Annotated in this window: 20 protein-coding genes and 1 pseudogene; 13 read left to right on the plus strand and 8 right to left on the minus strand. The window is 69.4% G+C overall.

Translation table 11 applies throughout. The features are described 5' to 3' along the window. Positions 1–2 precede the first annotated feature (2 nt). Positions 3–1175: a C40 family peptidase gene (locus tag D457_RS0110555; protein WP_017580634.1), complete on the plus strand. Its 1173-nt coding sequence runs from the start codon at positions 3–5 to the stop codon at positions 1173–1175. A gap of 2 nt (positions 1176–1177) precedes the next feature. Next, positions 1178–1945 carry a hypothetical protein gene (locus D457_RS35700; protein WP_152514208.1) on the plus strand — a complete coding sequence of 256 codons (768 nt, stop codon included), beginning with the start codon at positions 1178–1180 and terminating at the stop codon, positions 1943–1945. Between the two features lie 29 nt (positions 1946–1974). On the opposite strand, the gene D457_RS0110565 is transcribed toward D457_RS35700, so the two are convergent. Then, a complete protein-coding gene (locus D457_RS0110565; RefSeq protein WP_017580636.1) occupies positions 1975–2526 on the minus strand; it encodes a thymidine kinase in 552 nt (183 codons plus the stop codon). Positions 2527–3020: 494 nt separating this feature from the next. On the opposite strand from D457_RS0110565, the gene D457_RS0110570 reads away from it, so the two are divergent. After that, positions 3021–3935, plus strand: a complete 915-nt coding sequence (locus tag D457_RS0110570) for an ion transporter (protein WP_017580637.1) — start codon at positions 3021–3023, stop codon at positions 3933–3935. 140 nt (positions 3936–4075) lie between these two features. Here the strand turns inward: D457_RS0110570 and D457_RS0110575 are convergent, their stop codons facing one another. After that, complete coding sequence (locus D457_RS0110575) at positions 4076–4342, minus strand: GntR family transcriptional regulator (RefSeq protein ID WP_026116525.1); 267 nt, start codon at positions 4340–4342, stop codon at positions 4076–4078. 173 nt (positions 4343–4515) lie between these two features. On the opposite strand from D457_RS0110575, the gene D457_RS0110580 reads away from it, so the two are divergent. The 3 genes and pseudogenes from D457_RS0110580 to D457_RS0110590 form a co-directional block, all read left to right on the plus strand. After that, positions 4516–4704 carry a hypothetical protein gene (locus tag D457_RS0110580; RefSeq protein ID WP_017580638.1) on the plus strand — a complete coding sequence of 63 codons (189 nt, stop codon included), beginning with the start codon at positions 4516–4518 and terminating at the stop codon, positions 4702–4704. Further along, a complete protein-coding gene (locus tag D457_RS0110585) occupies positions 4701–5237 on the plus strand; it encodes a hypothetical protein (protein ID WP_239646060.1) in 537 nt (178 codons plus the stop codon). Before D457_RS0110580 ends, D457_RS0110585 begins: the two co-directional genes overlap by 4 nt. 218 nt (positions 5238–5455) lie before the next feature. Continuing rightward, a pseudogene (locus tag D457_RS0110590) lies at positions 5456–5806 on the plus strand (Uma2 family endonuclease); the annotation flags it as partial. Between the two features lie 117 nt (positions 5807–5923). Here D457_RS0110590 and helR read toward each other — a convergent pair. After that, positions 5924–8218: an RNA polymerase recycling motor ATPase HelR gene (gene helR, locus D457_RS0110595; protein WP_026116527.1), complete on the minus strand. Its 2295-nt coding sequence runs from the start codon at positions 8216–8218 to the stop codon at positions 5924–5926. A 326-nt stretch (positions 8219–8544) separates the two neighbouring features. Here helR and D457_RS0110600 point away from each other — a divergent pair, with 326 nt between their 5' ends. The 3 genes from D457_RS0110600 (at position 8545) to D457_RS0110610 (ending at position 10580) form a co-directional block, all read left to right on the plus strand. Beyond that, entirely contained in the window at positions 8545–9474 is a 930-nt protein-coding gene (locus D457_RS0110600) for a hypothetical protein (protein ID WP_017580642.1), read from the plus strand. A 448-nt stretch (positions 9475–9922) separates the two neighbouring features. Beyond that, the gene (locus D457_RS0110605; RefSeq protein ID WP_017580643.1) at positions 9923–10237 is read left to right on the plus strand and encodes a hypothetical protein; all 315 of its coding nucleotides are present in this window, start codon (positions 9923–9925) and stop codon (positions 10235–10237) included. 40 nt (positions 10238–10277) lie between these two features. Next, positions 10278–10580 carry a putative quinol monooxygenase gene (locus tag D457_RS0110610; RefSeq protein ID WP_017580644.1) on the plus strand — a complete coding sequence of 101 codons (303 nt, stop codon included), beginning with the start codon at positions 10278–10280 and terminating at the stop codon, positions 10578–10580. Positions 10581–10732: 152 nt separating this feature from the next. Here D457_RS0110610 and D457_RS37475 read toward each other — a convergent pair whose 3' ends face one another. Both D457_RS37475 and D457_RS34065 read right to left on the minus strand, forming a co-directional pair. Next, positions 10733–13246 (minus strand): tetratricopeptide repeat protein, encoded by a 2514-nt coding sequence (locus D457_RS37475; RefSeq protein ID WP_152514209.1) that lies wholly within the window; start codon positions 13244–13246, stop codon positions 10733–10735. 715 nt (positions 13247–13961) lie between these two features. Next, positions 13962–14828, minus strand: coding sequence for a VanZ family protein (locus tag D457_RS34065; protein WP_051072911.1), 867 nt, complete (start codon positions 14826–14828; stop codon positions 13962–13964). Between the two features lie 189 nt (positions 14829–15017). Between D457_RS34065 and D457_RS36150 the strand changes: the two genes are divergently transcribed. Together D457_RS36150 and D457_RS0110630 are read left to right on the plus strand one after the other, a co-directional pair. After that, positions 15018–15503, plus strand: coding sequence for a hypothetical protein (locus D457_RS36150; RefSeq protein ID WP_160167397.1), 486 nt, complete (start codon positions 15018–15020; stop codon positions 15501–15503). A gap of 152 nt (positions 15504–15655) precedes the next feature. Continuing rightward, on the plus strand, positions 15656–17812 hold the full coding sequence (locus tag D457_RS0110630; RefSeq protein WP_017580646.1) for an NB-ARC domain-containing protein: 2157 nt from the start codon (positions 15656–15658) through the stop codon (positions 17810–17812). 28 nt (positions 17813–17840) lie between these two features. Here the strand turns inward: D457_RS0110630 and D457_RS0110635 are convergent, their stop codons facing one another. The 3 genes from D457_RS0110635 to D457_RS0110645 form a co-directional block, all read right to left on the minus strand. Continuing rightward, positions 17841–19628 (minus strand): hypothetical protein, encoded by a 1788-nt coding sequence (locus D457_RS0110635; RefSeq protein WP_239646061.1) that lies wholly within the window; start codon positions 19626–19628, stop codon positions 17841–17843. A gap of 79 nt (positions 19629–19707) precedes the next feature. Next, positions 19708–20826: a hypothetical protein gene (locus D457_RS34070; RefSeq protein WP_017580648.1), complete on the minus strand. Its 1119-nt coding sequence runs from the start codon at positions 20824–20826 to the stop codon at positions 19708–19710. 279 nt (positions 20827–21105) lie between these two features. Beyond that, positions 21106–22290 (minus strand): DUF695 domain-containing protein, encoded by a 1185-nt coding sequence (locus D457_RS0110645; RefSeq protein WP_017580649.1) that lies wholly within the window; start codon positions 22288–22290, stop codon positions 21106–21108. Between the two features lie 196 nt (positions 22291–22486). Here D457_RS0110645 and mnmA point away from each other — a divergent pair, with 196 nt between their 5' ends. Further along, a complete protein-coding gene (mnmA, locus tag D457_RS0110650) occupies positions 22487–23602 on the plus strand; it encodes a tRNA 2-thiouridine(34) synthase MnmA (protein ID WP_017580650.1) in 1116 nt (371 codons plus the stop codon). 131 nt (positions 23603–23733) lie between these two features. Then, positions 23734–24255 (plus strand): DedA family protein, encoded by a 522-nt coding sequence (locus tag D457_RS0110655; RefSeq protein ID WP_017580651.1) that lies wholly within the window; start codon positions 23734–23736, stop codon positions 24253–24255. Positions 24256–24295: the final 40 nt, after the last annotated feature.

Raw genomic sequence — 24295 nt, forward strand, 5'->3', positions numbered from 1 at the left:
GATTGATCTCCGCTCTGCGCACCCCCGCCCCCGATGAGCGAAGCGGTTCCTGCCTGACCCGAGTTGCCGTACTGGCCGCTATCGGAGTGGCTGGGCTGGTCTTTCTGACCCTGATGGTGATCCCGGCGATCACGAACAACACTCAGGTTGGGTCCTGGCTGGCTTCCGGGGTGATCTGTGCTCCCAACGCTGATGCCGAACAGCCGAGTAGCAGCGAATACGCCATGGACACCATTCCGGAGAACTACCTGGAGCTCTACCAGGAGGCCGGGGAGGATCGCGGGGTTCCGTGGAACATCCTGGCGGGCATCGGTCAGGTGGAATCGCATCACGGACGCTGGGACGGGCCGGGGATTACTGAGGGGCACAACGACTGGGGGGCCTCCGGGCCTATGCAGTTCGGCTCGTTGGATGGGTCAGCAGCGGGGAACAGTTGGGGCGGCGAGCCGATCCAACCAGTAGAGGAGCGCCCGGAACAGGGTTACGGGGTGGATGGAAACGGCGATGGGATCGTCAACGTCTATGACCCGGCTGATGCGATCCCGGCCGCTGCCGACTATCTGTTGGCGCACGGGCTCGAAGATGATGTTCGGCGAGCGATCTACGGTTACAACCATGCCTGGTGGTACGTCGATGACGTGATGGAGTGGGCCGACCGGTACGCCGAAGGCGACTTCAACACCTCGGACTCCATCCGGACTGCGGTTCTGTGTGAGCTGGACGAGGACGGCGTGCCGATCGGTCGGGCTCCTGATGAGTTGACCCAGGCGGTGGTGGACTGGGCTCTTGACCAGCGAGGAAAGCCGTATATCTGGGGTGGCACCGGGCCGGACGGTTATGACTGTTCTGGTTTGACGATGAAGGCCTACGAGAGCATCGGGGTGACGGTGCCCCGTGTTTCCCAGGACCAGTGGAGCTTTGGCCCTGAGATTCCGCTCGGTGAGGAACAGCCCGGTGACCTGGTCTTCTTTGATGTGACCCGTGCTGGTGAACCACCGGGGCCTGGCCATATGGGAATGGTTATTGGCGATGGCCTCATGGTTGAGGCTTGGTGCACCAACTGTGGACCGATCGCGGTGCGAGAGTACGATGACCCCAATCGTGCGGACATCGTGGGTTTCACCCGTCCGCTTGAGCACCCCGAAGTGAAGGCTCAGCTGGAGGCGCAGGCTTAACCGTGGCGGACACAAAGGAAGAAGACTCGAAGCGTAAGAAACCGGTGACGAAGGGCCTGCATGGTTGGAAGGCTGCGCTCGCAGTCTTCGGTTGCGGGACGCTCGCAGCTTTTGGTGTGTTCGGGGTTATTGTTGGCGTGTTGAGCCTTGTACTTAACACGGCATCCAGCGGTTTTTCAGCTGGAAGTGACCCTGCTCCAGTCGCGGATCAGAGTATAAAGCAGCGCGAAGAATTTCGTGATGACAAATTCGATCTTTGTCATAGTACTTTGCGGACAATAGGCGGTCTTAGCCTGATTTATGATCATGGAGCTGGAGAATACGAGGACTCCTCAATCAAGGGTGGTGACCCAGCGAGCAACGATCTAGTTCGTTCGGATCAGTGCAGTGGGGAAGTCTCGGTAATGGAGGAGGGTATGGTGCCGTGGGACTTTTATTTCTCGTATCGGGCTATTATTTTTTCCCCAGATGATGATCGGGATGAGTTGGCCTCAGGAGACTTGGCTGAGCTTCGCTCGGAAATTGAAGAATCGGGGCTTGTGGTCGCTGAATCAGGGGTAGGCGATCTAGGGGACGAGTCTTATTACTACTACGGGGTTCTCGCGGATAACCAGGAGGCGACTTACGTTCTCGTGGTCAGGCAGCGAAGCGCGACCTATACCGTTCGCATGACTTCACCTGACGATGTATCGCCTGAGGCATTCGCTGGTGAGGTTCGCAAGTTTGGCCCGCAGCTTAGGATCACGCTGGAGAACAGGATTCCTAAGTAGCGACTGCTGTCTTTGGCGTGACCGGCCCTCTAAGCCACGCCAGCCATGAAGTGGTGGCGGCAGAGAGTCGTGTAGGACTCGTTGCCGCCGATGTGGACCTGTTCGCCCTCGTAGATCATGACCCCATCGACCACGCGGGCGTTATGCGTAGCGCGGTTGCCGCACCAGCATCGCGCATAGACCGGCAGGATCTCTATCCGGTCTGCTAGCTCGACCAGGCGCTTCGAACCTGGGAACAGGGCGCCCTGGAAGTCGGTCAGGATGCCGTAGCAGTACACATCAATGCCCATCCCGTCCACGACGCCCGCCAACTGCCCCACCTGTTTGAACGACAGGAACTGGGCTTCGTCGCAGATGACGTACGGGACCTTGCGGTCGGCGATGTCGTCGTAGAGATCCAGCGAGTCTCCGACCTCGACCGCGGGGGAAGTCAGGCCCAGGCGGCTGGAGATGATCCCCGAACCGGCGCGGTCCTGCTTCGTGTACAGGACACCCTCACCTCCGCGGGAGTGGTGCTCCTGGAGGGCCATCGTGCTCTTGCCCGAGTTCATCGAACCGGTGAAGTACTTCAGCTCCGCCATGTCTCTTCCGTAACTCGGTCGCGGGCACTGCCTGGGGGAGGCTCAGCAGCTGCCGAGGCCAGCAGCGAAGATACCAGCGGGGCCATCAGGTTCAGTACGGGGTTCGGAGCCCGGATCCTTGCTCCAGATCAAGTCTCCGCTCTGCTTCTGGGGCTGGGTGGCGTCAGATGGGGTCGGACCGAAACCGGGACCCTTCTGGCGTGTGGGAAGTCGCACGCGGGTCCGGACCCTCCCGGTTATCCGGTTGTGACTCTTCGGCCAGTGCGGCAGCGTACCTTTTGGGAGAGTTGCCGTCCCTGGTGGAGAGGTGTGCGCAGGCACTCAGCTCGCCCCCTGGCCCTTCCTGCCGGCCGGTCGGCCTCGCCGGCTGAAGCAGGGGAGTGGCAGGCAAACAGTGCGAACTATGACGCACTTCGGGGCGTCCGGAAGTGCTTCGATATATTTGTTCGCGCCTTGTCCAAATTCAAGGTGTGAGCGTGAGGGAGAAACTGGCTTTGTGGCGAGATCAGGTCACCAGATTTGTCGAGAGCCGTGGGTTCTCCAACACCATGCTCAGCGTGATCCTGCTCAACGCCGTCATGTTGGGATGGGCAACCTACGGGGGGCCCGCCCTGCCGTATCTCGAGGCGGCTGAACGGATCATCATCGTCCTGTTCGTCATCGAGATGCTCCTGAAGCTGTACGCCTGGCGCGGCGGCTTCTGGAAGGACGGCTGGAACTGGTTCGACTTCATCGTGGTCGTGATCTCGCTGATCCCGGCGACCGGGCCCTTCGCGGTGCTACGGATCCTCCGTGTACTGAGGATCCTGCGGGCGATCACCGCCGTCCCGCAGATGCGCCAGATCATCGGGGCGCTCTTCAAGGCGGTTCCCGGTATGGGCACGGTCATCGGTTTGCTTCTGATCGTCGTCTACGCGTCCGCGGTGCTCAGCCAGCAGATGTTCGGGGAGAGCGTCCCGGAGTTCTTCGGAGACCTGGGAACCACGCTCTTCACGATGTTCCAGCTCATGACCACCGAGGACTGGCCGGAGGTCTCGGAGGCGGTAGCGGAGCACCATCCGTACGGCTGGATCTTCTTCGTGCTGTACATGGTGCTGACCGCGTTCATCATCCTGAACCTGGTGATCGGTGTGATCGTCACGTCCATGGAGCAGGAGTTCGGTAAGAGCCGCTGGGCGGAGGACCAGCACCTCGAACTGGTCCAGCACAACGCGGTCATGGACCGGCTGGCTGAGCTCAGCGAGCAGGTGGCCCGGCTGGAAAGCCAACTCGGGCAAGAAAATAGCGACGGCCGCCAGAGCGTGGAGGAAGCCGCCGCTAAAGTTTCCGTCGCAGGTAGTGAGGCCTGCGGTGACTCGGAAACCGATGAGGGCGGGTCGGATGGAACGAGGCCCCGCCGGGGGGAGTAGAAGACCCCCGGCGGACCTTGTTCCTGCCCTCACGAATGATTATGAGGGAAGCGCAGAGTGTGGTGGGACGGATTCCCGGGAATCCGCCCCACTTTTTTGACTTCTTGAGTTCACGCATAGCCCGAAAGCGGGCAAAGGTGTCAATCTCTCGGTAGGACGAATACTCCCCGTCCGTGCACAGCGCGTACTCGGCCGAGATCTGCCAGATAGTTCGTGGCCTTAACGATGGTTCCGCGTGCGACCCCAAACTCCTGGACCAGCTGGTTGAGCGACGGGATGGCTCTTCCGGCCGGGTAGCGCCCCGCATCGATGCGCGCGACGAGGATCGCGGCCAGCTGTAGCCACACGGGGTCCATGCCCTCGTTGTCGATCTCGCTGTCCGCTGTGTATCCGCTAGGCAAGTCCATGTATCGAGCCTGGAGGAGCTAGGTTCAGGACTGTCATTTCGGGAAGTGTGAAGTTATCCATGGAACACTGAAGATCAGTAAGGTACAGTAAAGAACCCGTAACGCACGGGACCCCGGCGACGTGCTGTAACACGCCCCGGGGCCATGGCCGACCTGACGAAGACAGGACGACGATGCAGATCCTACTGCTCCTCTTTGGCGTGCTCGCTGCACCCGTGCGGCTCGCACGTCCCACGCGAGGCCTCCACGCCTCCTCCTACGGCTACACCTGGGGGCTCATCACCGAGTTCCGCCGCCGCTCCCGCCGGGTGCGCCGGTACGCGGATACCCTCCCCGCCGCGGTCAGGGGGTGCTGCGCATGAACACCAACGCCTCCAGCCCCAGCGTCCGCTCCCACACCCGCACCCACGCCCTGAAGCACCTCCCCTCCGGGGTGGCACCGGGCTCCCTCGCCCCGCAGCCGCTCGGTTTTAGCCCGCTCAACCCGTTGCCCGTCGCTCCGGGAGGTGCCAACCGCGCCGATGAGCTGGTTTCGGAGATCGGTCGGCTCCTGCGGAACCCGGGGCGTTCGGCGCACGCGGTCCGCACCCTCACCCGGGTGGACGGGCTGTTCTCCGAGCTCGACCGTCAGCTCAGGTCCGGCGGGCCGCTGCCGAGCACCTGGCGGGCGGCCCTGCGCCCGCCCCCGCCGTCGTCGCGTCGCGGGATCGCCTACGAGTACGCCACCCAGTGCTACGACGCGGTGAGCGAGACGCTGCGGGAGGTCGGGGGAGTGGTGGTCGCCTGGCGTGCCCTCCGCGAGGCGGCCCGGGAGTGGGAGCGCCTGAACCGGGCCCTCATCGAACGCGCCCCGCTCCCCGAACCCTGGCTCCCACCGGACGACCGACCCGAGTAACTGCCCCGACCCACCGGGTCCCGGGGCTGACCCCCTCCGGTCGGCCCCGCACCCGACCCCGGGTGGGCGATCAGGTCCCCAACCGCCCACCCGGCCCTTCCCGCCCCTGCGCTACGCGTGGCCTTCCGAGGCCCGGGGCGCCCTCAACCCCGCGCGAGACCTCCCGCTGAAGGATGGGCTCTGCCTTGAACTTTCGCCCTGCGGATCCCCTCGCACAGACCTACACTGAAGACCGGGCTCGCCCCGATGCGGTCATCGATCCAGCAGGCTACTTCGACGATGCGGGTGAGTGGGCCGGTCCCGAAGGTGTCCTGGTCGTGGCCGAAGTAACCTCCTGGGATGCCGACACCCACGCCCGGGACCGCGTCGAGAAACCCGCTGCCTACGCGGAGACCGGCATCGACCTCTACTTGCTGGTGGGTCGCGATGCCAACGCCGTTGTGGTGCACAGCCGCCCAGTTCAGGGCCAGCACCTGGACCGCAGCACCCATCTCTATGGCGAGCAGGTCCCGCTCCCGGGCATCGGGGTCGTCCTGGACACAGAACCGCTCAAGCGCTTCGCCCGCTGATGAACCACAAGGGGCGCGTCCAGGGGTGCGCCTGGCGGATTGATCACCGGGCGCACCCACGGACTGGACCTCTTGCTTCTGGCCGGGCTGCGCTCGACCGACCCGGCCTGTCTCCCATCAGGGGCTGGTGAGGATGACCAGCTGACTGGTCGCGCGGGTCATCGCCACGTAGCGGTCCACCGCCCCCTCGATGCCGTCGCCGAAGACCTCCGGGTCGATGAGCACGACCAGGTCGAACTCCAGGCCCTTGGCCAGCTCCGGGGTCAGCGAACGCACTCGGGGTGTGGGCCGGAAGGCCGGATCGCCGATGACGCAGGCGGTGCCCTCCGTGTTTTCCGCCAACCACGTGTCCAGGACCGACGCCAGTTCCGACACCGACCCGTGTTTGACCGGGATGCCGCTGGTGCGGATGGAGGTCGGCACGTTGGCGTCCGGGAGGGCTTCGCGGATGACGGGCTCGGCCTCGGCCATGACCTCCGCCGGGGTCCGGTAGTTGATGCTCAGCGAGGCCATCCCGACCCGGTCGAAGCCGACCCGCTCCAACCGCTCCGCCCAGGACTCGTTCTCGCCCTCGGGATTGGTGAAGCCGTGCCGGGCCTGGGCGCGGTCGCCGACGATGGTGAAGCTCCGGGAGGGGCAGCGCAGCAGCAGCATCTGCCACTCGGCGTCGGTCAGCTCCTGGGCCTCGTCCACCACGATGTGCGCGAACGGCCCCGTGAGCAGGTCCGGATCGGCGGCGGGCAGCGCGGACTCGTCCACCAGGGCGTCCTTGAGGTCCTGGTTGTGCAGCATCGTCACCAGCCCCTCGCCGTCGTCGTCGGCCTGGATGATGTTGTCGATCACCGAGGACATGCGCTCCTGCTCGGCCGCCGCGGAGGCCTGGCGCCGGCGTTGGCGCTGTGCGGCCTTCGGGTCGCCGAGGCGCTGGCGGGCGGCGTCGAGGTAGGGCAGATCAGAGACCGTCCAGTCCTGGGCGCGGGCCTCGCCGCGCTGGAGGGTTCGGATCTCGTCGGGCTCCAGCCAGGGCGCGCACAGGCGCAGGTAGGCGGGGACCGACCACAGGTCACCGACCAGGTCGGTCGGCTCCAGTAGCGGCCAGGCCCGGTTCAGGGCACCCGGCAGTTCACCCTCCCTGAGCAGGGCGGCCTTGAGGATCGCGGGCGTGATGTCCTCCTCAGCGGGGGCGTCGCTGTCCTCGTCGTACCGGTCCGAGTACCGGCTCGGGAGCTGACCGGTCAGCTGGTCGGTGAGGATCTCCACCAGCTCGTCGAGGATGGGCTCGCGCGCCTCGTTGTGCGGGATGCCCAGGTCCGGTGACCGGAACGCCTCGGCCCAGTCGGCGGCGCTCAGACGCAGGTCGGCCCAGGGGGTGGCGACCGTCATGCCCTGCTCGGGCGGGCGCTCGTAGAAGCGCACCGCCGCTTCGATCGCCTTCACCAGCTCCGCGGAGGACTTCAGCCGGGCCGCCTCCGGGGCGCTTTCCGCAGGCAGGTCGCCTCGGACAGCGGCGCTGGTTCCGGTGGCGGTGTCCCTGCTGCCGGGGGCGGCACGGTTGGGCGCGGGGACGGGGACGAGGTCGCGCAGGGTGCAGGTCTGCACCCCCTCCTCGCCCAGGCTGGGCAGGACGTCGGCGACATAGGCCAGATACGGCTGGTGCGGGCCGACGAACAGCACCCCGCCGCGGCGGTGCCCGAGCCGGGAGTCGGAGTAGAGCAGGTGTGCGGTGCGGTGCAGGGCCACCACGGTCTTACCGGTACCCGGACCGCCGTCCACGACCAGCGCCCCACTCGCCCCCGCCCGGATGATGGCGTCCTGGTCGGCCTGGATGGTGCTCAGCACGTCCCGCATCCGGTCCGAGCGGTTCGCGCCCAGGCTGGCGATGAAGGCGGACTGGTCGTCCAGCGCCGCGTTCCCCTCGAAACCCTCCTCGGTGAACACCTCGTCCCAGTAGTCGCTGATCCGGCCGAGGTTCCACCGGTACCGGCGGCGGCTCACCAGGCCCATCGGGTCGGCGTGGGTCGCCGCGAAGAAGGGTTCGGCGGCGGGGGAGCGCCAGTCGATCAGCAGCCGCCCGCCGTCGCGGTCGGTGAGCCCGAGCCGCCCGACGTAGACGGGCTCGGAGTTGTCCGAACCGACCATGCGCCCCAGACACAGGTCTGAGCCGAAGCGGCGCAGGGTGCGCAGACGCGCGGACAGCCGGTGCACCTCCATGTCCCGGTCGAGCACCTCGCGCACCTTGCCGGTGGGCGCCCGGCGCAGGGTGTCGAGCCGCTCCGAGAGATCGGCGACGGTCTGGTCGAGGCTCTCGCGGATGGCGGAGAAGTGCCGGTCGTCTTCGGTGATCAGCTCGGGAACGGCCTTGGGGGAGAGGCGGTCGGAAAGGTCAAAAGCGCTTGTGGCCTGCGGATTCACACCGTCTCCCGGGTGGTTGGTTCGGGTCACGGTCGACCATTTTCAGGGACGAGGGGGGTCTTGTGGCAAGCCCGGGGGTGCGCTATAAGTTAGGAGTGGCAAGGAGTGTCCTTAGACCCCTGAAGTCGGATCTCTGAAGCTCTGGACCCCTGCCGCGCCTCCACCTCTCGTCCTCCGCCGAACGGCGTCGCAGGACCTCTCCCTTCTCCCTCTTCGCCTCCCTGAGGCCGCTTCCGGCCTTCCCCGGCGCTGAGCAGAACCGGCACGGAATCCCGCGGATCGAAAGCAGTGTCCCCCGCCCGCGGTCCTGACCGGAGGAACAGCCCATGACCACCTCCGGACCCTCGGAGAACAACCAACCCGCTGAAAGCCCGCAGCGCAGCCCGCACCAAGGCGTGCCCTTCGGAGCCCCGGCGGTGCTGACTGACAGCCTCCTGCGGCAGAGCGCCCGGTTCAGCGCGATGATCGGTGTTCTGCTCTACGGCCTGGCCGGTGGCGGCGCGCTGCTGTCCCCGTCCCGCTCGACGGGCCCGGAGGCTCTGGTCCCCGTCGTGTGCTTCCTGGGCGTGGCCGCTGCTCTCGGGTTCGGTGTGCACCACTCCAGGCGGGCGGGCGACACGCTCCCTGTTCTGGCCACCGGCCTGCTCGTCATCGTGCTGCTCGGCGTGTACTGGGTCCTGGGCGTGGCACCGCCCTTCTACCTGGACCTGCTAGAGCTGTACGCGGTGTTCGTCACGCCGGTGCTGGGCGCGGTGGCCCTGGCCGCCCTGGCCTGGCTGACCGAACGGGCTCAGGGGCCACCGACCCGGCAGGTCTCCAGCATCCCCGCGGACCCCTACCCCTGGGTGTCGACCGTGTTCGCGGTCGCCCTGTACGGCGTCGTCTTCCTGTACGCGGTGGTGATGTACTTCCTCCTGGCGGGCGGCCTCAACTTCGATCAGGTCCCGGAGGAACCCGCCCCGACCAACGTCCTGCTGGGCACCCTCGCCCTCTGCCTGCCGCTCCCACTCCTGCTGATCGGCCTGTCCGCGTCCCTGTCCGGCCGGGTCCGCAGCACCGCCCCGATCTTCGTCACGGCCGGGCTCGCCGGGCTCGCCGTCCTGCTCTCGGTACCTCAGGTCCTCGTGGATTTCACCGACGCATGGCCGCTCCGCTGGGCCCTGGCCCTCCTCCTGGCCGCACCCCTGGTGTGGCCGATCCTCCGCTCCTGGCAGGGCATCCCCGCCCACCGCCGCTGCTCCTGGTCCGGCCTCTGAGCGCTTCCCTCCGCTGAGTCCTCGCCCGCTGGCGGGGGTGTTTTCATGTCGCATTCTTCCGCTCGTCGGGTTGTCGATGTCGGGCTGTTGAAATTGGTGTCGGCCCCGAGAGGGCCAGGGTGCTTTGCATCGGAATCCCGGCCCCTTTCTCCATGGGGTGTTGCCACGGGCAAATGTGTTCGCTGGCGGTCGCCCGGGGTGCTCGGCCGGCCGGTGACGGAGAGCACACGGACTGTGCCGGGGTGGGGCTGGAACGGGATTCGGGGCGCTGGACCGGCGAAGACGCGGTGGGAGGAGGGCGAGGAAGGGTCGCGATGACGTCGCACATAGGATTCGATCTCTGATTTCCTCTGTCCCGCGAGCAGAAAGCGGTATAGGAACGACAGTGGCGGACACCCGGGCAACGGGTCGTTCGACCGCCCCCAGGATTTGGAGAGAACGGACACTTATGGACCTTGGCCCCGAAGGCGATGGCCGGACCGCCAGGCAGCGGGACCGGGAGCGCAAGTACCAGGAGCACGTCGCCAGAGTCCAGCGCCGCGATCGACTCGACGGGTGCGTGGCCAACGTGCGGCGGATCTACCAGGCCCTGCGGCACCGCGCGGAACGCGGATCCGCGGAGTGGCAGGAGTTCGACAGACTGTGGCGCTACCACGGCGAGGTGGAGAAAACCGTCTCCCAGCTGCCCACGGACGAGCAGGACCAGATCCTCGAGGACTACCCGAGACTGGCCGCCCAGCTCAGAGCCCAGCACGGCATGTAGGGCCCGGGACGCCGAGAGGACGGCCGGTAGTCTGCCGGGCATGACGTTCGCGAACGTGGTGACCCTGGAAACGCAGCCGGGCCGACGGGACGAGGTCGTGGCGATCCTGAGCCGCCGCAATCCCCAGCTGGACGAGACCGGATGCCTGCTGTACGAGGTGGGTACCAGCGAGGAGCGGCCGGACACGGTGTTCGTCGCCGAGCTGTGGGAGTCGGCGCAGGCGCACCGCGCGGCCCTGGAACTGGACAGCGTGCGCGCCGCGATCGCCGAGGCACGGCCGCTGATGACCGGTCGGATCAGCAGCGAGAAGTTCGACGTCGCGGGTTCTCCCCTACACGACTGATACAGGCCTCGGTTGCCCCGGTCCCGGTGGCCCCGGCCCCTGATCCCGACATCGGTCCCGGTCGCCCCGGCCCGTGACCGCTCCGCACAGGTGAAGGCCGTGACAGGCACCCGGCAGGTCCCCCCTGTCGTCTGTCACGGCCTTCCGCGTGCTCAGCTCCAGGACTGGTTGAGGGCCTGGGGTCCGGTGGGTTCGTCGTTGGGGTCCACCTCGTGCGCACCGCCGTTGCCGCCGTTGGTGCCCGCCTGGCTCTCCCGTGCGCCGCTGTCGTCGCACGGCCGACCGCTGGGGTCGGACTGGGAGCGGGCCCGGCACTCGCGGCGCAGGCGTTCCAGCTGGCGCAGGCTGGCGAGGGTGTCCGGGTGCTCGGGGCCCTGGACCCGGCGGCGGTCCTCCACCAGGGCCTCCAGAGCGTGCGCGGCCCCTGTGGTGTCGTGGGCGCGGGCCTGCCAGTAGGCCAGGTTGTGCCGACTGGTCAGAGTGCTCGGGTGGTCGGGCCCCAGCACCTCCTCCTGGATGGTGACCAGCTCGCGGAGTTCGGTCACCGCACCCTCGGAGTCCCCGGCGACGCCGCGCCAGTGGGCGAGGTTGTGCAGGGTGTTGAGGGTGTTCGGGTGGTCCGGGCCCAGGTGTTCGCGCTGGTCCTCGAGGAGCTCCTGGGAGGACAGCACCGCCGCGGTCAGATCTCCCGACTCGGCCCGGCAGACCGCCAGGTTGCCCCGGGTGCTCAGGGTCTCCACCCGGTCCGGGCCCACCACCCGCTCCAGGTCCGCCAGCAGATTCCGGTAGCGGACGATCGCGCCGGTCGTGTCGCCCGCCCGGGAACGCAGGTAGGCCAGGCCGTGCCGGGTACGCAGGGTGTCCAGGTGGTCGGGGCCGAGCACACGCAGCTGGCGTTCGTAGAGGTCCTCGAACGAACGCTGCGCCTGGGCCAGGTCCGCGGTCGCGCCGGACCAGTACGCCAGGTGGTCGGGGCCGGGGCCCACCGGAGCCTCAGGCTGCCCGGGACGCTCGAAGCGGCCGAAACCATGCGGGTGCTGAGGGTGGCGGGGGTGGTGCGGGCGGCCGGTGTGGTCGGGGTCCAGGGCATGCGCGACCGCCTCGGCCAGCACCTCCCAGTACGTGACCGCCCACTCCATCTGGCGGGAGGAGTCCAGACCGCGACCGGCACGGAACAGCACCGGGTGAATGCCCTCCTCCCACAACCAGCTCCACACCCGGACCCGGCCGTCGGTGCGCTCGCGCAGCACGGCGGTGTTCGAACGCAGTCTGCGCCCCAGAGCCGAGTCCTGGGCGGTATCCGGCCACACGTGCACCAGCCCGTCCGCGATGGAGCGGACCGCCTCCCGGGTGGGCCGGGTACGCGTGTGTTCGAGCGCGGCGCGCTGGGTGAGGTGGTGGGCGCCGATCACCAGCGGGGTGTCCCGTGAGACGAGCGCGAGCCGCTCCAGTGAGGCCAGCGCCAGCCGGACCTCGTGCCGGGCCAGGGTGCGCGCGGGAAAGGTGCGGCGCCCCAGGTAGTTCCGGATGGGGCGGGAGACGAGGACCTGCTCGGGGGTGGCTGCGGAGTCCAGGAGGGCGATCAGCCCCATCAGGGGGCGGGCCACGCCTTCGGGGTGGTGGGCGTCGGCGCGCTCCACGGCCAGTTCCCAGGTGACGGCGACCGGGGAGCGGGTGGCCCAGCGGGGGAAGGAGTCGGCCAGCGCGGCCGAGCGCCGGTGGAACAGCTCCAGGTAGGCGGCGGGGGAGAGCTGGAGGTCCGCCACGTACGCGGTGGCCTGGGCGAGGGCGAGGGGGAGATGACCGAGGGCGGTGGCGAGGGAGCGTAGTTCGTCGTCGGTGTACTCGATTCCCGCTTCCAGGAACGAGGCCCGCAGGTAACCGTCGGCTTCGGCGGGGGAGAACTCCTGGACGGTGACCAGCCGCCGGGCGTTGAGGTCGAGCGCGCGGCTGAGCTCGCGGGCGGGGTCGCGCGTGGATTCACGTCCGGGGTCGCGTCCGGACTCACGGTCGGGGGCGCGGTCGTGACCGGAGCGGTGGCCGGGGTGGCGGGTGGTGACGATCATCCGACCGCGTTCGCGGCCCGCGGGCGGCCACAGGTCCTCGACCTCGGCCGGGTCGGTGAGGTCGTCCCACACGACCAGCCAGCGGCGGCCCTCGGCGTCCACCGGGTCGTGCAACCAGGCCAGGAACTGCCCGGCGGCGAGCTCGGGGTCGCCGGGGACCCGCGCGAAGAGCTGCCGGGCCGCCTGGGCGTAGGCGAAGACGACCCCCTCCCGGGTGGCGGCGTCCGCCCACAGCAGGACTTCGGGCCGCTGGTTCGGGACGGGGTGCGCGCGCAGGAAGCGGGCGTGGTGGGCGGCGAGCTGGGTCTTGCCGACCCCGCTCTCCCCGGAGAGCACCTGGTGCGCGGCGGGGTGGCCGAACGCGTTGAGCGCCTCGTCGAGGGCACCGGAGAGCGCACGCTGCCGCTGATGCGCGGCGGGTTCGGGGATGAGGCCTACTCTGATGGGCCAGTTCACCGGGTTTCGGCTGGTGTGGAAGTCGTCCCCAGGGGAGGAGGGGCCGCTCGCCGGACCCGGGTGGTCGGGCCGTCGGCCGTGGGGGGTGCCGAAGCGGTCCTCGCCTGCGGCCGTTCCATTGCGGTGTTCGTGGCCAGAGCTCAACAGCCACACCCTTCCCGGGGTCTGAGGGGAGTCGCGCGCCCACCGGTGCTCGTACGTGTCGTATGCCCCGATCGCGAGTCGGGAACCCCGGCTGCAAAGGGGTTTCGGTCGATCCAGTTCCCATCACAGAGGGGAGTCAACCCCATCGTTTGTGCTATCCCAGGTCAGTGGGTGGTCGGTGGGTGGGGAGGTGAATCACGACTGTGCAGCCAGGTTTGTGGTCGGGTTCGTAGCCGGGTTCGCGCCCGGTATCGATTTGCCCTGGGTCTTCCCTCTGGGCCTCGCCCCCGGGGCTCGCTTCTGAGGCTCGCTTCCTGGCCTTGCTTCCAGGCCTTGTCTTCGGGCCTTACCCAGGCCTGTGCGCAACGCCTGGCCGTGTCGCGGCCGGTCACGCCTTCCCGCGAACCACAACCGCGCCCCGCCAGCCCCCGAGCCCGGTTTCGGCCCCTTCTTCGGAGATGATCTTGCTACCAGTAGCAAGTTCGGCGCCGAACTTGCTACTGGTAGCAAGATCATCGGGGATGAGGGGGTTTCGGGAGCAGCGGACATCCCCCAAGCGCAGGTTACGGACGCCTTGGCTTCCCCAGAGCCAACACCACAGCGCTGAACCCCATCCTCGCCGCCGGGCGTCCGATGGCACGCGTGACCGGCCGCGACACTCGACCCGGTCCCCGCCGAGCTGGGCAGCCCGCTGCCTTTCTCCTTCTCCCCTTCCTTATCCTCGCGTGGGACTGAGCTGGTCGTCCTCTTCTCCCTCTTTGTTCTCCTCGTACTCGGTGGCTGGGCGGATCGCCGAGACCGCCCCCACCGAAAGCACCGCCATGAGTGTCCCGATCACCGAACCGATGCTGTTGACCATCAGGTCGCCCATGTCGGCCATGCGGCCCCAGGGCAGCGCCCACTGCGAGGCCTCCACGGTCAGGGACAGGGCCGGGCCGAACAGGAGCCGGGCCGTCCACGAGCTGAAGGCGAAGAAGGCCACCACGCCGATCGGGACGAACAGCAGGGTGTTCAGAACCCGCTCCTGGAACGCGAGGCCGCCGGTGGTGCCCCACAGGCCCTCGGCTTCGATCTGGGCGGCGTAGTCCGCCTGCCAATCCAAGTGCTCCGTGGTGATCCTCTTGGCGACGGCGGCGGCCTCCTGGGGCGGGGTCCCTCCCTCCGCGTCGGTGACCACCAGGGTGCCGTCCGGGCCGTCCTGGACGTAGAGGTCATCTCCCGAACGTTTCTCGGCGGGCACGCCGTCGGGTGCGTAGACCACCACGCGGCCGTCCTCCAGGGTCTGGCCGAACTCCCTCTCCAGGCCGACCGGCTGGCCGATGCCCGGGGCGTCTCGGAAGGACAGCATCGGGTCCCAGGCCACTATCCGGCTGCTGCTCTGGGAGAACTCGGATTCGCCGATCGGGGCGAGCAGGACCGCCAGGTACACGGCCGCGGACACCGCCAGGAGTTTGCGCATCGCACCTTGGAACCGCTGTGGGTCCGGGCGGCGCCACCAGGCGAAGGCAAGCGCAGCCAGCAGGCACAACCCCAGGGCTGCGGTGACAGTGGTCGGGTTGACGTAGAACAGCACCTGCCACACGGGGCGGCTCCCAGGGGATGCGAGGGGGCGGGAAAGAGCGGAACAAAGGCCGCGAGAAGGGTAGCTGAGAGTAGCGAGACAAGCACGATTGTGCAGGTCGGTGGAATGTCCGCACCCGGCCACCCCAACAGGCCCCCGTCCACTGGTAACGCACCGGCTGGCTCGGATAGGAAGGTTCGACTACCACGGGTGCGGCGGCCGGGACCGACCCGGGAGGGGACGGTATGGGCACCGACGCGGGGGAGGGGATCCAGGGCTTCAGGGGGGCACTTCCTCCGAGCGCACGAGCAGGAACGCCTGCGCGGCGGCGCGCGCCGGGTCCGCATCCTCTACCAGCAGCTCGCCGCCACCGCTGAGGTCGGCGCACCCGAACAGGGCGACTACGAGCGCGGCGTTCACTTCTACCTCGACATCGAACGCACCGTGCACCTGCTGGAGCGTTGGAGCCGCGGCGTGCTCCTGTCCGAATACCCGAAACTCGCCGACGAGCTCTCTCGGCTGGTCCGCCCCCGGCCTCGCGCGCTGACCACCTGGTCCACTCGACTGACCCCGGCCCGGCGAACCGGCCATCCGGCCTGGCGGGCTGACCGCCCCGGCTGGGTGGGACGACTGTCCCGACCCAGCCGGGCGGCCAGTGCGACCCCGAGGGATGACCGCCCGGGCTCAGCCCGGTGACCAACGCGACCTGTCCCGGTGACCGGTGAGGCCGGTGCGGGTGACCTGCGCCTGTCCGGAAGCGGCCACCGCCGGGTCCGCCGTTCCCAACACCGATCGATAGGGTGACCGGGACTTTCCGAACCCGCTCCCCCGACCCCCGCAGGAGAGGTATGAACGCCGACAGCCCCAGTCCGCACGAGGCGCACGACAAGGCGCACAACTCCGTCGGAGGGGACGTCAGCGGGACCTCGGTCCAGGGGGACGACATCCACGGGGGCGTCCACGTCAACAACGGTGGCGTCCACGTCACCGTGGGCCAGCAGCCCCCGTCACCACCCCTGACCCCGCGCCCGATGCAGGTGAACTCGCCGCCGCACGACTTCGTCAACCGCGAGTCCTACCTGGACTGGATCAACGGTTCCCTGAACTCGGCGGCCTCGCCGCGCGTGGTCGTCTGCGAGGGACCGCGCGGTATCGGCAAGACCACGCTGATCCGCAAGGTGGCCGAGGCCCAGCGGGAGTACTTCACCGGCGGTCAGCTCAGCTTCGAGTACCGCCGTGGCCACTACGACCACCACGACCAGGCCATCACCGGGTTCCTGCGCACACTCGGCATGGACAAGGACGCCATCCCGAACGACCCCTTCCTGCGTGCCAAGGAGTACCTGACCCGCACCCAGGAGCAGAGGCTCCTCGTGGTGATCGAAGGTGCGTGGGAACCGGCCCAGGTCAGAGCGCTGGTCCCGGGCGGGGAGGGCAGTTTGGTGCTGGTCTCCGGCGACGGTCCCGACCTCGGGGAGCTCCAGGAGGACTCGACCGGCGCCCAGTCCCGGCCCCTGACACCGCTGGAGCCCGAACCCGCCCGCGCCCTCCTGGCCAGTCGCGCCTCAGACGACCTCTCCGGGGAAGCTCCCGGCGCCGTCGACCAGCTCCTGGAAACCTGCGCCGGGCTGCCGCTGGCGATCGCCCTGGTGGGTGGGCGCCTCTGCCGGACCGGCCCGGGCACCGCCGCCGACCTGGTGGCAGAGATCCGGCACACACGTTCCACACTGCGCGCGATCGGCGACCCCAGGAGGAACCTCGAAGTGATCTTCCAGACGGCCTACCAGGCACTCTCCCCCGAAGCCGCCGCCCTCTACCGGGCGCTGGGCGACTGGCCCGCGCCGGTCCTCGACCGCGCCCTGCTGCCGGGGATCGGGGACGAGGAAGCCCTGAGCGAGCTGCTCACGGCCAATGTGGTGGAGGAGGCCGGGATCTCGGCGCTGCGCTTCCGGCACGACCTCATCCGCACGCACGCCCGGGACCGGGCGGTGGCTGAGGACTCCCCGCAGGAGCGCCGCCGACGTCTGGAAGACCTGCTGGACGCCTACCTGGTCCGGCTCGGGTTCGCGGAGCTCGCGGCCCGAGGGGAACGGCTCCGGACCGTGGACCTGGCCGAGCTCCTGGCCGGGGCCGAAGACCCCTTCAGGGGCGACACCGACCACGCCAGGAACTGGCTGCTGGGCGAACGCGCCACCCTGCTCGCGGTGGTCCTGGACAGCGCCGACCGAGGGCTGCACACCCACGCGCACCGGTTCGCCGAGCTGGCCACCGCCCTCTACCTGGACCAGCGCCTCGTTCACGACTGGGCCACCACGGCCACGGTTGGCGCGGACTCCGCTCGCCTGGCGGGGGATGCGGCGGCGGAGGCCCGGCTCAACTCCATGGCGTCCCGGCCGCTGATCGATCTGGGCCGCCGTGACGAGGCGGGTGAGCGGCTCGCCCGGGCCGTGGAACTGGCAGCGGACCTGGAACACTCGCTCCTGCGCGCGTCGGTGTGGGAGTTCCAGGGGCGCTACCTGGAGATGGCCGACCCCGAGGCCGCGGTGGCCGCCTTCGACCGCTGTGTGGCGGAGAACCGGGCCAGCGACGACCCCGCCTCCGTGCGCGGTGAGGCGCTGGGAGTGCTCTTCCGTGGCCACGCCAAGCTGGTGGCGGGGCAGGCCGGTGCCGCTGTGGCCGATATCGAGGACGCTCTCGAACAGTTCGCCGCCCTCCCCGAACCGGACAAGCGCATGAGGGCGCGGGGCCGGGTCTGGCTGGGCAGTGCGTACGCGGCGGCCGGCCGGGACAAGGAGGTGGCGGCGACCCTCAAGCAGGCGATCAAGGAGCTGGAAAAGGGCCGCTGGTACTACTACAAAGCCGAGGCGCACGAGCTCCTCGCCGACCACTACGAGGCGCTGGGCGCCCAGAACGAGGTGCGTGCCCACCTGGAGGCGGCGGAACGGCACTTCCGGGATCTTGGCAGCCCCCGAGCCCGCGAGTTCGCCGACCGCCTCAAGGACTGAACTCTCCAGGGCTGAGGACTCAGCCGACCTACCCGGCCGCGCGGGACTCGATCACGCACTCCCAACGGGCCGAGCCGGTTCGTACCTTCAAGATCTCGCCACGCGCCCTGAGCGGGAGCCGTGCGCGTACCGCGGTGTAGAGCACGGCCGCGGCCAGGACCGGGTCCGCCCCTGCCTCGCTCCGGACCAGGAAGCGCCGGCCGTCCCGCAGGAGCACCGCGGTGCCCTCGGGGACGGGTTCCGCGCTGGCGAAAGCACCCACGTGCAGTTCCAGGGCACGCTCCAACCAACCGGCGGATCCCGGATCCCGGTCCGGTTCGCGGCATACCACAGAGGCTGAGTTGGCCAGGGCGTGCCGCTTCTCCGACTCGAAGACGGACAGGTGGCGGACGGCCCCCGGCGGCGGGTCCGGAACCTCGCGGGCGGCGGCCGGGAAGCGTTCGATGACCACCTCTTTCACCCCCTCCGCCCATCCGTGGACCTCGAAGGCGCGGGGGGTGCCGCTCGACGGGTCCGGTTCCGGCTGGGGCAGGGCACGCTGGGTCCCGTCGTGCCCCGCGTCCTCCGGCGGCGCCACGCCCAGCAGTCGGTAGAGCAGTTCGGTGAGCCGCTGCCCGCCGCGGCCCTTGTGGGCGAAGGCGAGGTCGGCGGCCTCACGGTGCTGGCCCGGCACATGGGTGTCGATGGCCTGTTCCACCTGGGCGCGCAGCCCCTCCTGCGCCAGCCAGGGCGCGGTTCTGACCAGCTCGGACACGGCCGTGCCCGGTACCGACTCCTCGCCGAGCGCGCCCAGCAGCATCGGGTGGTCCAGAGCCGCCCCGTACAGCGTCACGCTGCCGTGGTCCCCGATCACGCAGTCCGCTGACACCAGGGCCGCGCCCCAGCCCGCCTCCGGGGGCATCAGCAGTAGTCCGGCGTCCAGGGCGTCGGCGAGCATGTGCCGCACCTGCCACGGGCTGTGGGCGAACCACACGTTCGGATGCACCACGGCCGCGACCCGGTAGTCGTCGTGGGGGAGCGCGCCGAGCAGGGCTCCGGGCAGTCGGGGGCGACTGCCGAGCAGACCGCCGGGGCCCCAAGTGGAGGTGGTCACCACCAGGCGCTGGTCCGGGCGCACCCCGAGCCGGGAGCGGTAGTGGTCGCGCAGCCGCAGCCCCGAGACCAGCCGGTCGTGCGCGGGGTCGCCGACGACCTGGGCGTGTTCGGCGAGCGGGATGCGGGCGGCGCGCAGCTGTTCGCGCTGGGCCGGGTGCGACAGGACCAGATGGATGTTGTCGGCGTCGTGGAACTCCGGTCGGGGCACCCCGGAGAGCCGTACCTGCCGGGTGCGGTGGTCGGGAACGTACTTCTGGAAGCCGATGCCGTGCGGCAGCACCACCACCGGACAGTCGAAGGCAGCCATGTCGGCGTTCTCGGTGGCGGTCACGACCAGGTCGGGGCCCACGGCGAGCCGGTCCGACCAGGGGATGAGCCCCGCCTCGACCCCCTCCAACAGGGTTTCGGTTCCGGCGTTGAAGGCGGAGGTACCGTCGAAGGCGAACAGGACCCGGACGCGGGTGTCGCCACGGAAGACCGCGAGCGCCTCCAGGACCCGGACGGCCGAGGTGAAGGTCCGGGCCAGGGCCAGGACCACGGGGGTGTCCGGGAAGGTCTGCCAGCGGTGGGCCTCGGGCCCGGCATTGGCCCGCGCGTAACAGGAGGCGGCGCCGACGGGGACGGCGCCGTCAGAGGCAGTACCGCCGGGCGAGGCCGGGGCAGGGGACGGCCCGCCCGCTCTCGACTCGGAGGGGCTTGCCGGGGTGCCGGGGGGTGTCATCGGATCCTGTCCGCGTTCGGGAACCGTGCCGGACCAGGGTAGTGGCCGGTGCCGCGCGGCGCATGGGTGCCCCGGGGCCTCAGCTGTGCAGGATGCTCTCGGCCAGGAGGCCGCGTTCGCCGGGGCGCTCGACGCGCAGGGTCTGGGCCACCGCGAACAGCAGGTCCGGGGAGATCGCACCGACAGGGTGCACACTCGCGATGATGTCGTCCCCGAGCTGGGCGCGGACCTCGCTCAACCGGGCTCCGGCCTGACCGCCCATACCCCGGTGCACGACCACGAAGGAATCCGCCTCCGAGCACTCCACCCCGGGGAAGTCGCAGCCGCTGCGGATGCCCTCCGCCATCCGCTCCGGGGTCCAGCTCAGTACGTGCAGGGTCCCCGGCCGGACCTCCTCGGGGTTCTCCGAGCCGACCCCCGGGCCCGCGGCACCGGCCGTGACGGGCGCGGGGAGTGCGGGGAGAATGTCGTCGCCGGTGGCCGGGGCGGCGCCGGGGCCCGACGTGCCGGGGTCTCCGGTGCCGTCCGGGTCGTCCAGGTCCTGGCCGGAGGTGTAGGTGATCCGCAGGCCGCCGTGCACCTCGTGGACCCGGACCGGAACCCACGACGGGTGGTCCAGAACCGCGATCGGATAGCCGAAATCCTGGATCTGGGCGAGCGAGCGCTGTTCGGTGGACCGGTCGCGCATGTGCTCGGAGGCCAGTGGGAGCACCAGCAGCGCGGCCGCGGCCACTGCCACCCCCGGCAGGACCCCCGGCTGGCGCCGCCCCGCCCGCCTGCTGAACAGCACGCACACGCCCATCGCGACCGTCGCCGCGAGTGCGCTCACCACCGCGCTGTTCACATACAGGCCACCGGGGAAGGGCCGCAGGGCGGGCGCCAGGAAACCCATCACCACGGGTGTGGCCAGCGCCGTCCCGGTCACCAGCGCGGCGCACGAGGCCGGATGGGTCACCCTGGCCCAACGCAGCCAGGAGGCGCTCGCGAGGAACATCAGGAGCATGCCGCCGACCGCCACCGGCGCGATCAGCATGGCCTCCAGCCCGAGGCCGTCCAGGACCAGCCCCTGGGTCACTTCCCACAGGGCGACGGGGAACAGCGATATCAACGGGGCGGCCACCAGGCACAGGATGAGGATCGCACCGACCGCGGCGGCCCGAGGCCGGCCCGTGGGCGTTCGCGTCAGCACGCCGTCCATCAGACCCGAATCATCCTCCTGAGCGGGGACGACACGTTACGCCTGTTGTTGTTTGGGCGCCAGATGTGCAAACAGGGATTTGTGCTTGACCAAACCCTGGTGCAAGCCCTGTTCAGGCCCCGGCCCGGGCCGGTCTGGCCATGTCCGGGCCAGTACCAGACCAGTATCGGGCCAGCATCTCTTCTGGCCGGTTACGCGTCCGGTCAGCTTCGCGTCCGGCGCCTGACCCGGCTGGGGTCTGACTTGGCTGGGGCCTGACCCGGCTGGGGTCTGATCCGGCTAGCGCCCGATCTGGCGGAGGTAGGGGCGGCGGGCCAGTCCGAACTGCTTCCACTTCGGGTCCAGCTGGGTGCGCAGCTGCACCTTGCCCTCGGGCCAGCCCATCAGCTCGTTCTCGAACTCGGGCAGCACGCCGGAGTCCGGGTCCAGGTAGTAGATGTACATCCGCTGCCCGGCCACGGTCTGCTGCATGAACAGCGCGCCGTTCTCACCGAGGATGCCCGAGAGGCGGGCCTCCAGGTCGGCCAGCGCCACCACCGAGTTCTCCTGGGGGAGGCGGTCAGAGTCCGCGTCCGAGTACGGCACGAGGACCTGTACGAACAGCGCCAGCGCGGGGAAGTCGCGGCGGGTCACCGGGTGGCGCAGCAGGATCTCGACCGGGCCCTGCAGCGGGAGCTTGCCGTGCAGCGTCACCCAGCCGTCGGTCCCGCCGAGCAGGTCGCCCATCTGCTTGGCCACGGCCGGCATGGAGGTCGGCGGAAGCGGGTCCAGCGGACGCTCGTCCAGCGACGCCACCTTCCCGATCCAGCGCACGTACTCGTCCTCGCCCAGTGACAGCAGCGTGACGTGCTCGGCCACCGCCTGGCGGGTCTCGCCGGACAGGAACATGTTGTCCGGGTGGTAGACGCCCACCTCGATCTTGCCGGTGCCCTGGTTGACGCGCATGGACACGGACACGTGGGACAGGTCCAGTTCGTGGTCGTCCCAGCGCACCGTGCTGCCGAGCTGCTCGTGGTCGGCGGGGCGCACCGGGAGGAACCGCCACTCGGTGTCCTCGGGCGCCGAACGCGACCAGCGCTCGGACTGGATGCGCGCCTCCTCGGAGGCGCCCGGGCGCAGGGTCAGCGCGTAGGAGGGAGAGCCGGTGATCTTGGAGGGGTCGTCCAGGGCCGCGAGCTGCTCCAGGAGCTTGGCCGGGTCGACGTCGGGCGACAGGTCGAGGTCCTCCAGACCACCCTGGGGCTGGGGCGCGCGGCCCACCTCCCAGTCCAGGTCCGGGTGGATCGCCTTGACCAGAGCCGAGACCTGATCGGACACCTCGGCGGAGGCGGGGGCGTCGGACTCGACGGACTCGGCCAGGGCCGAGCGCACGGCGGGCCAGGCGTCCCAGAAGGCGGAGACGGCGGCCGTGGATTCGGTGGAGTCAGAGGAGTCGGCGGATCGGCGACGACGGAACAGAGCCATACCGTCGATTTTCGCAGAAGTGGACGACCACCCTCGCCCCGGCCCGGTGGGGAAAGTCCCGAAGTACACCTCCGGGTGGGCGAAGGAGCGCTCCGAAACTCACCCTCGGTCCGGCCAAGGAGCGTCCCAAAGCACATCCCCGGCCCGGCAAACACGTGGCCCCGCCCTCCCCGGGGCGCATAGGCTGGAGGGTGTTATGACTTTGCGTGTACTGGCCGCCATGTCCGGCGGGGTCGATTCCGCGGTAGCCGCGGCCCGTGTGGCCGAGGCGGGGTACGACGTCACCGGCGTTCACCTGGCCCTCTCCAAGAACCCACAGTCCTACCGAACCGGTGCGCGGGGCTGCTGCACCGTCGAGGACTCCCACGACGCCCGCCGCGCCGCGGACGTCATCGGCATCCCCTTCTACGTGTGGGACATGTCGGAGGAGTTCGACCGCGAGGTGGTCCAGGACTTCGTCGCCGAGTACGAGGCGGGCAACACCCCCAACCCGTGCCTGCGCTGCAACGAGAAGATCAAGTTCGAGGCGGTGCTGGACCGCGCCGTCGCGCTGGGCTTCGACGCCGTGGCCACCGGGCACCACGTCCGCAAGATCGACGGCCGCCTGGTCCGCAGCGTCGACGAGGGCAAGGACCAGTCGTACGTGCTGGGCGTGCTCAACGCCGAGCAGCTCGACCACGCGATGTTCCCGCTCGGTGACTGCACCAAGGATGAGGTGCGCGCCGAGGCCGAGCGCCGCGGGCTCTCGGTGGCCGACAAGCCGGACAGCCACGACATCTGCTTCATCGCCGACGGTGACACCGCCGGGTTCCTGAACCGTCGGCTCGGCGAGAAGCCCGGGCCGATCCAGGACCAGGACGGCAACGTGGTGGGCACCCACAAGGGCTCCCACGGGTTCACGATCGGCCAGCGCAAGGGCCTGGGTCTGGGCGGCGCCCCGAACCCGCGCTACGTGCTCTCCATCGAGCCGGTGAACAACACGGTGACGGTCGGCCCGCGCGAGGCGCTGCGGGTGGACGAGATCGTGGGGACCAAGCCGATCTGGAGCGGCAGCGAGCCGCTGGCCGAGCCCACCGACTGCCACGTCCAGCTGCGGGCGCACGGCGAGGTGTATCCGGCCACGGTCGTGCAGCGCGAGGCCGAGGACGGCCCGGAGCTGGTGGTCCGGCTGGCCGAGCCCGCCAAGGGCGTGGCCGCGGGGCAGGCCGTGGTGGTCTACGACGGCGACACGGTGCTGGGGTCGGCGACGATCCGGTCCACCGCGCGCTCGGAGAAGGCACAGGCCGAGGCGGCGGAGGCGGCTTCGGCGTGACCGTGGCCACTGGCGCAGCGATAAAACGGTCACAGTAGGACACACAACACGCACTTTCTCGCCCATGCCCCTTGCCGAAGTTAGGTAAGGCAATGCAAAGTTGTGGGGTCAAGGTGTAAGGGGTCCGGTCCATGCCGCAGTTCGCGTTTCTCGAGGGTCAGCCCTTCTGGGTGATCTACTGCACCCTGCTCGTGGTGATCCTGCTCCGCGCCCCCGCCACCTACTGGATCGGCCGCGGCCTGGGCGCCGGGGTCACCCGCAGCCGTATGGGCGAGCGGCTCGGCCCCAAACTCGACGCCGCCAAGCAGCGCATCGACCGCTACGGCGCGCCCGTGGTCACCCTCAGCTTCTTCACCGTGGGCATGCAGACGGCGATCAACTTCTCCGCCGGTGCCGTGAAGATGCGCTTCCCCCGGTACTTCGCCGCGGTGTTCGTCGGCGGCCTGGCCTGGGCGGGCCTGTGGGGCACCGTGATTGCCGGGCTGGTCGGCACCTGGCTGGAACTCTTCCTCCGGTCGCCGTGGACCGCGGTGGGCGTGATCGTGATCGCCGTTGCGGCCGTTACCGCCCTGGTGGTGCGCTCGCGCCTGGCCAGCCGCTCCCGCAGGGCCGAGGAAACCGCCGCCGAACCGGAGACCGCCTCCGCGCCCTGAGGCCCCGTCCCAAGGTTTCGCGCCGAGTTCCGGTCCCAGG

This window comes from Nocardiopsis valliformis DSM 45023 (assembly GCF_000340985.1).
Taxonomy (GTDB): Bacteria; Actinomycetota; Actinomycetes; order Streptosporangiales; family Streptosporangiaceae; genus Nocardiopsis; species Nocardiopsis exhalans.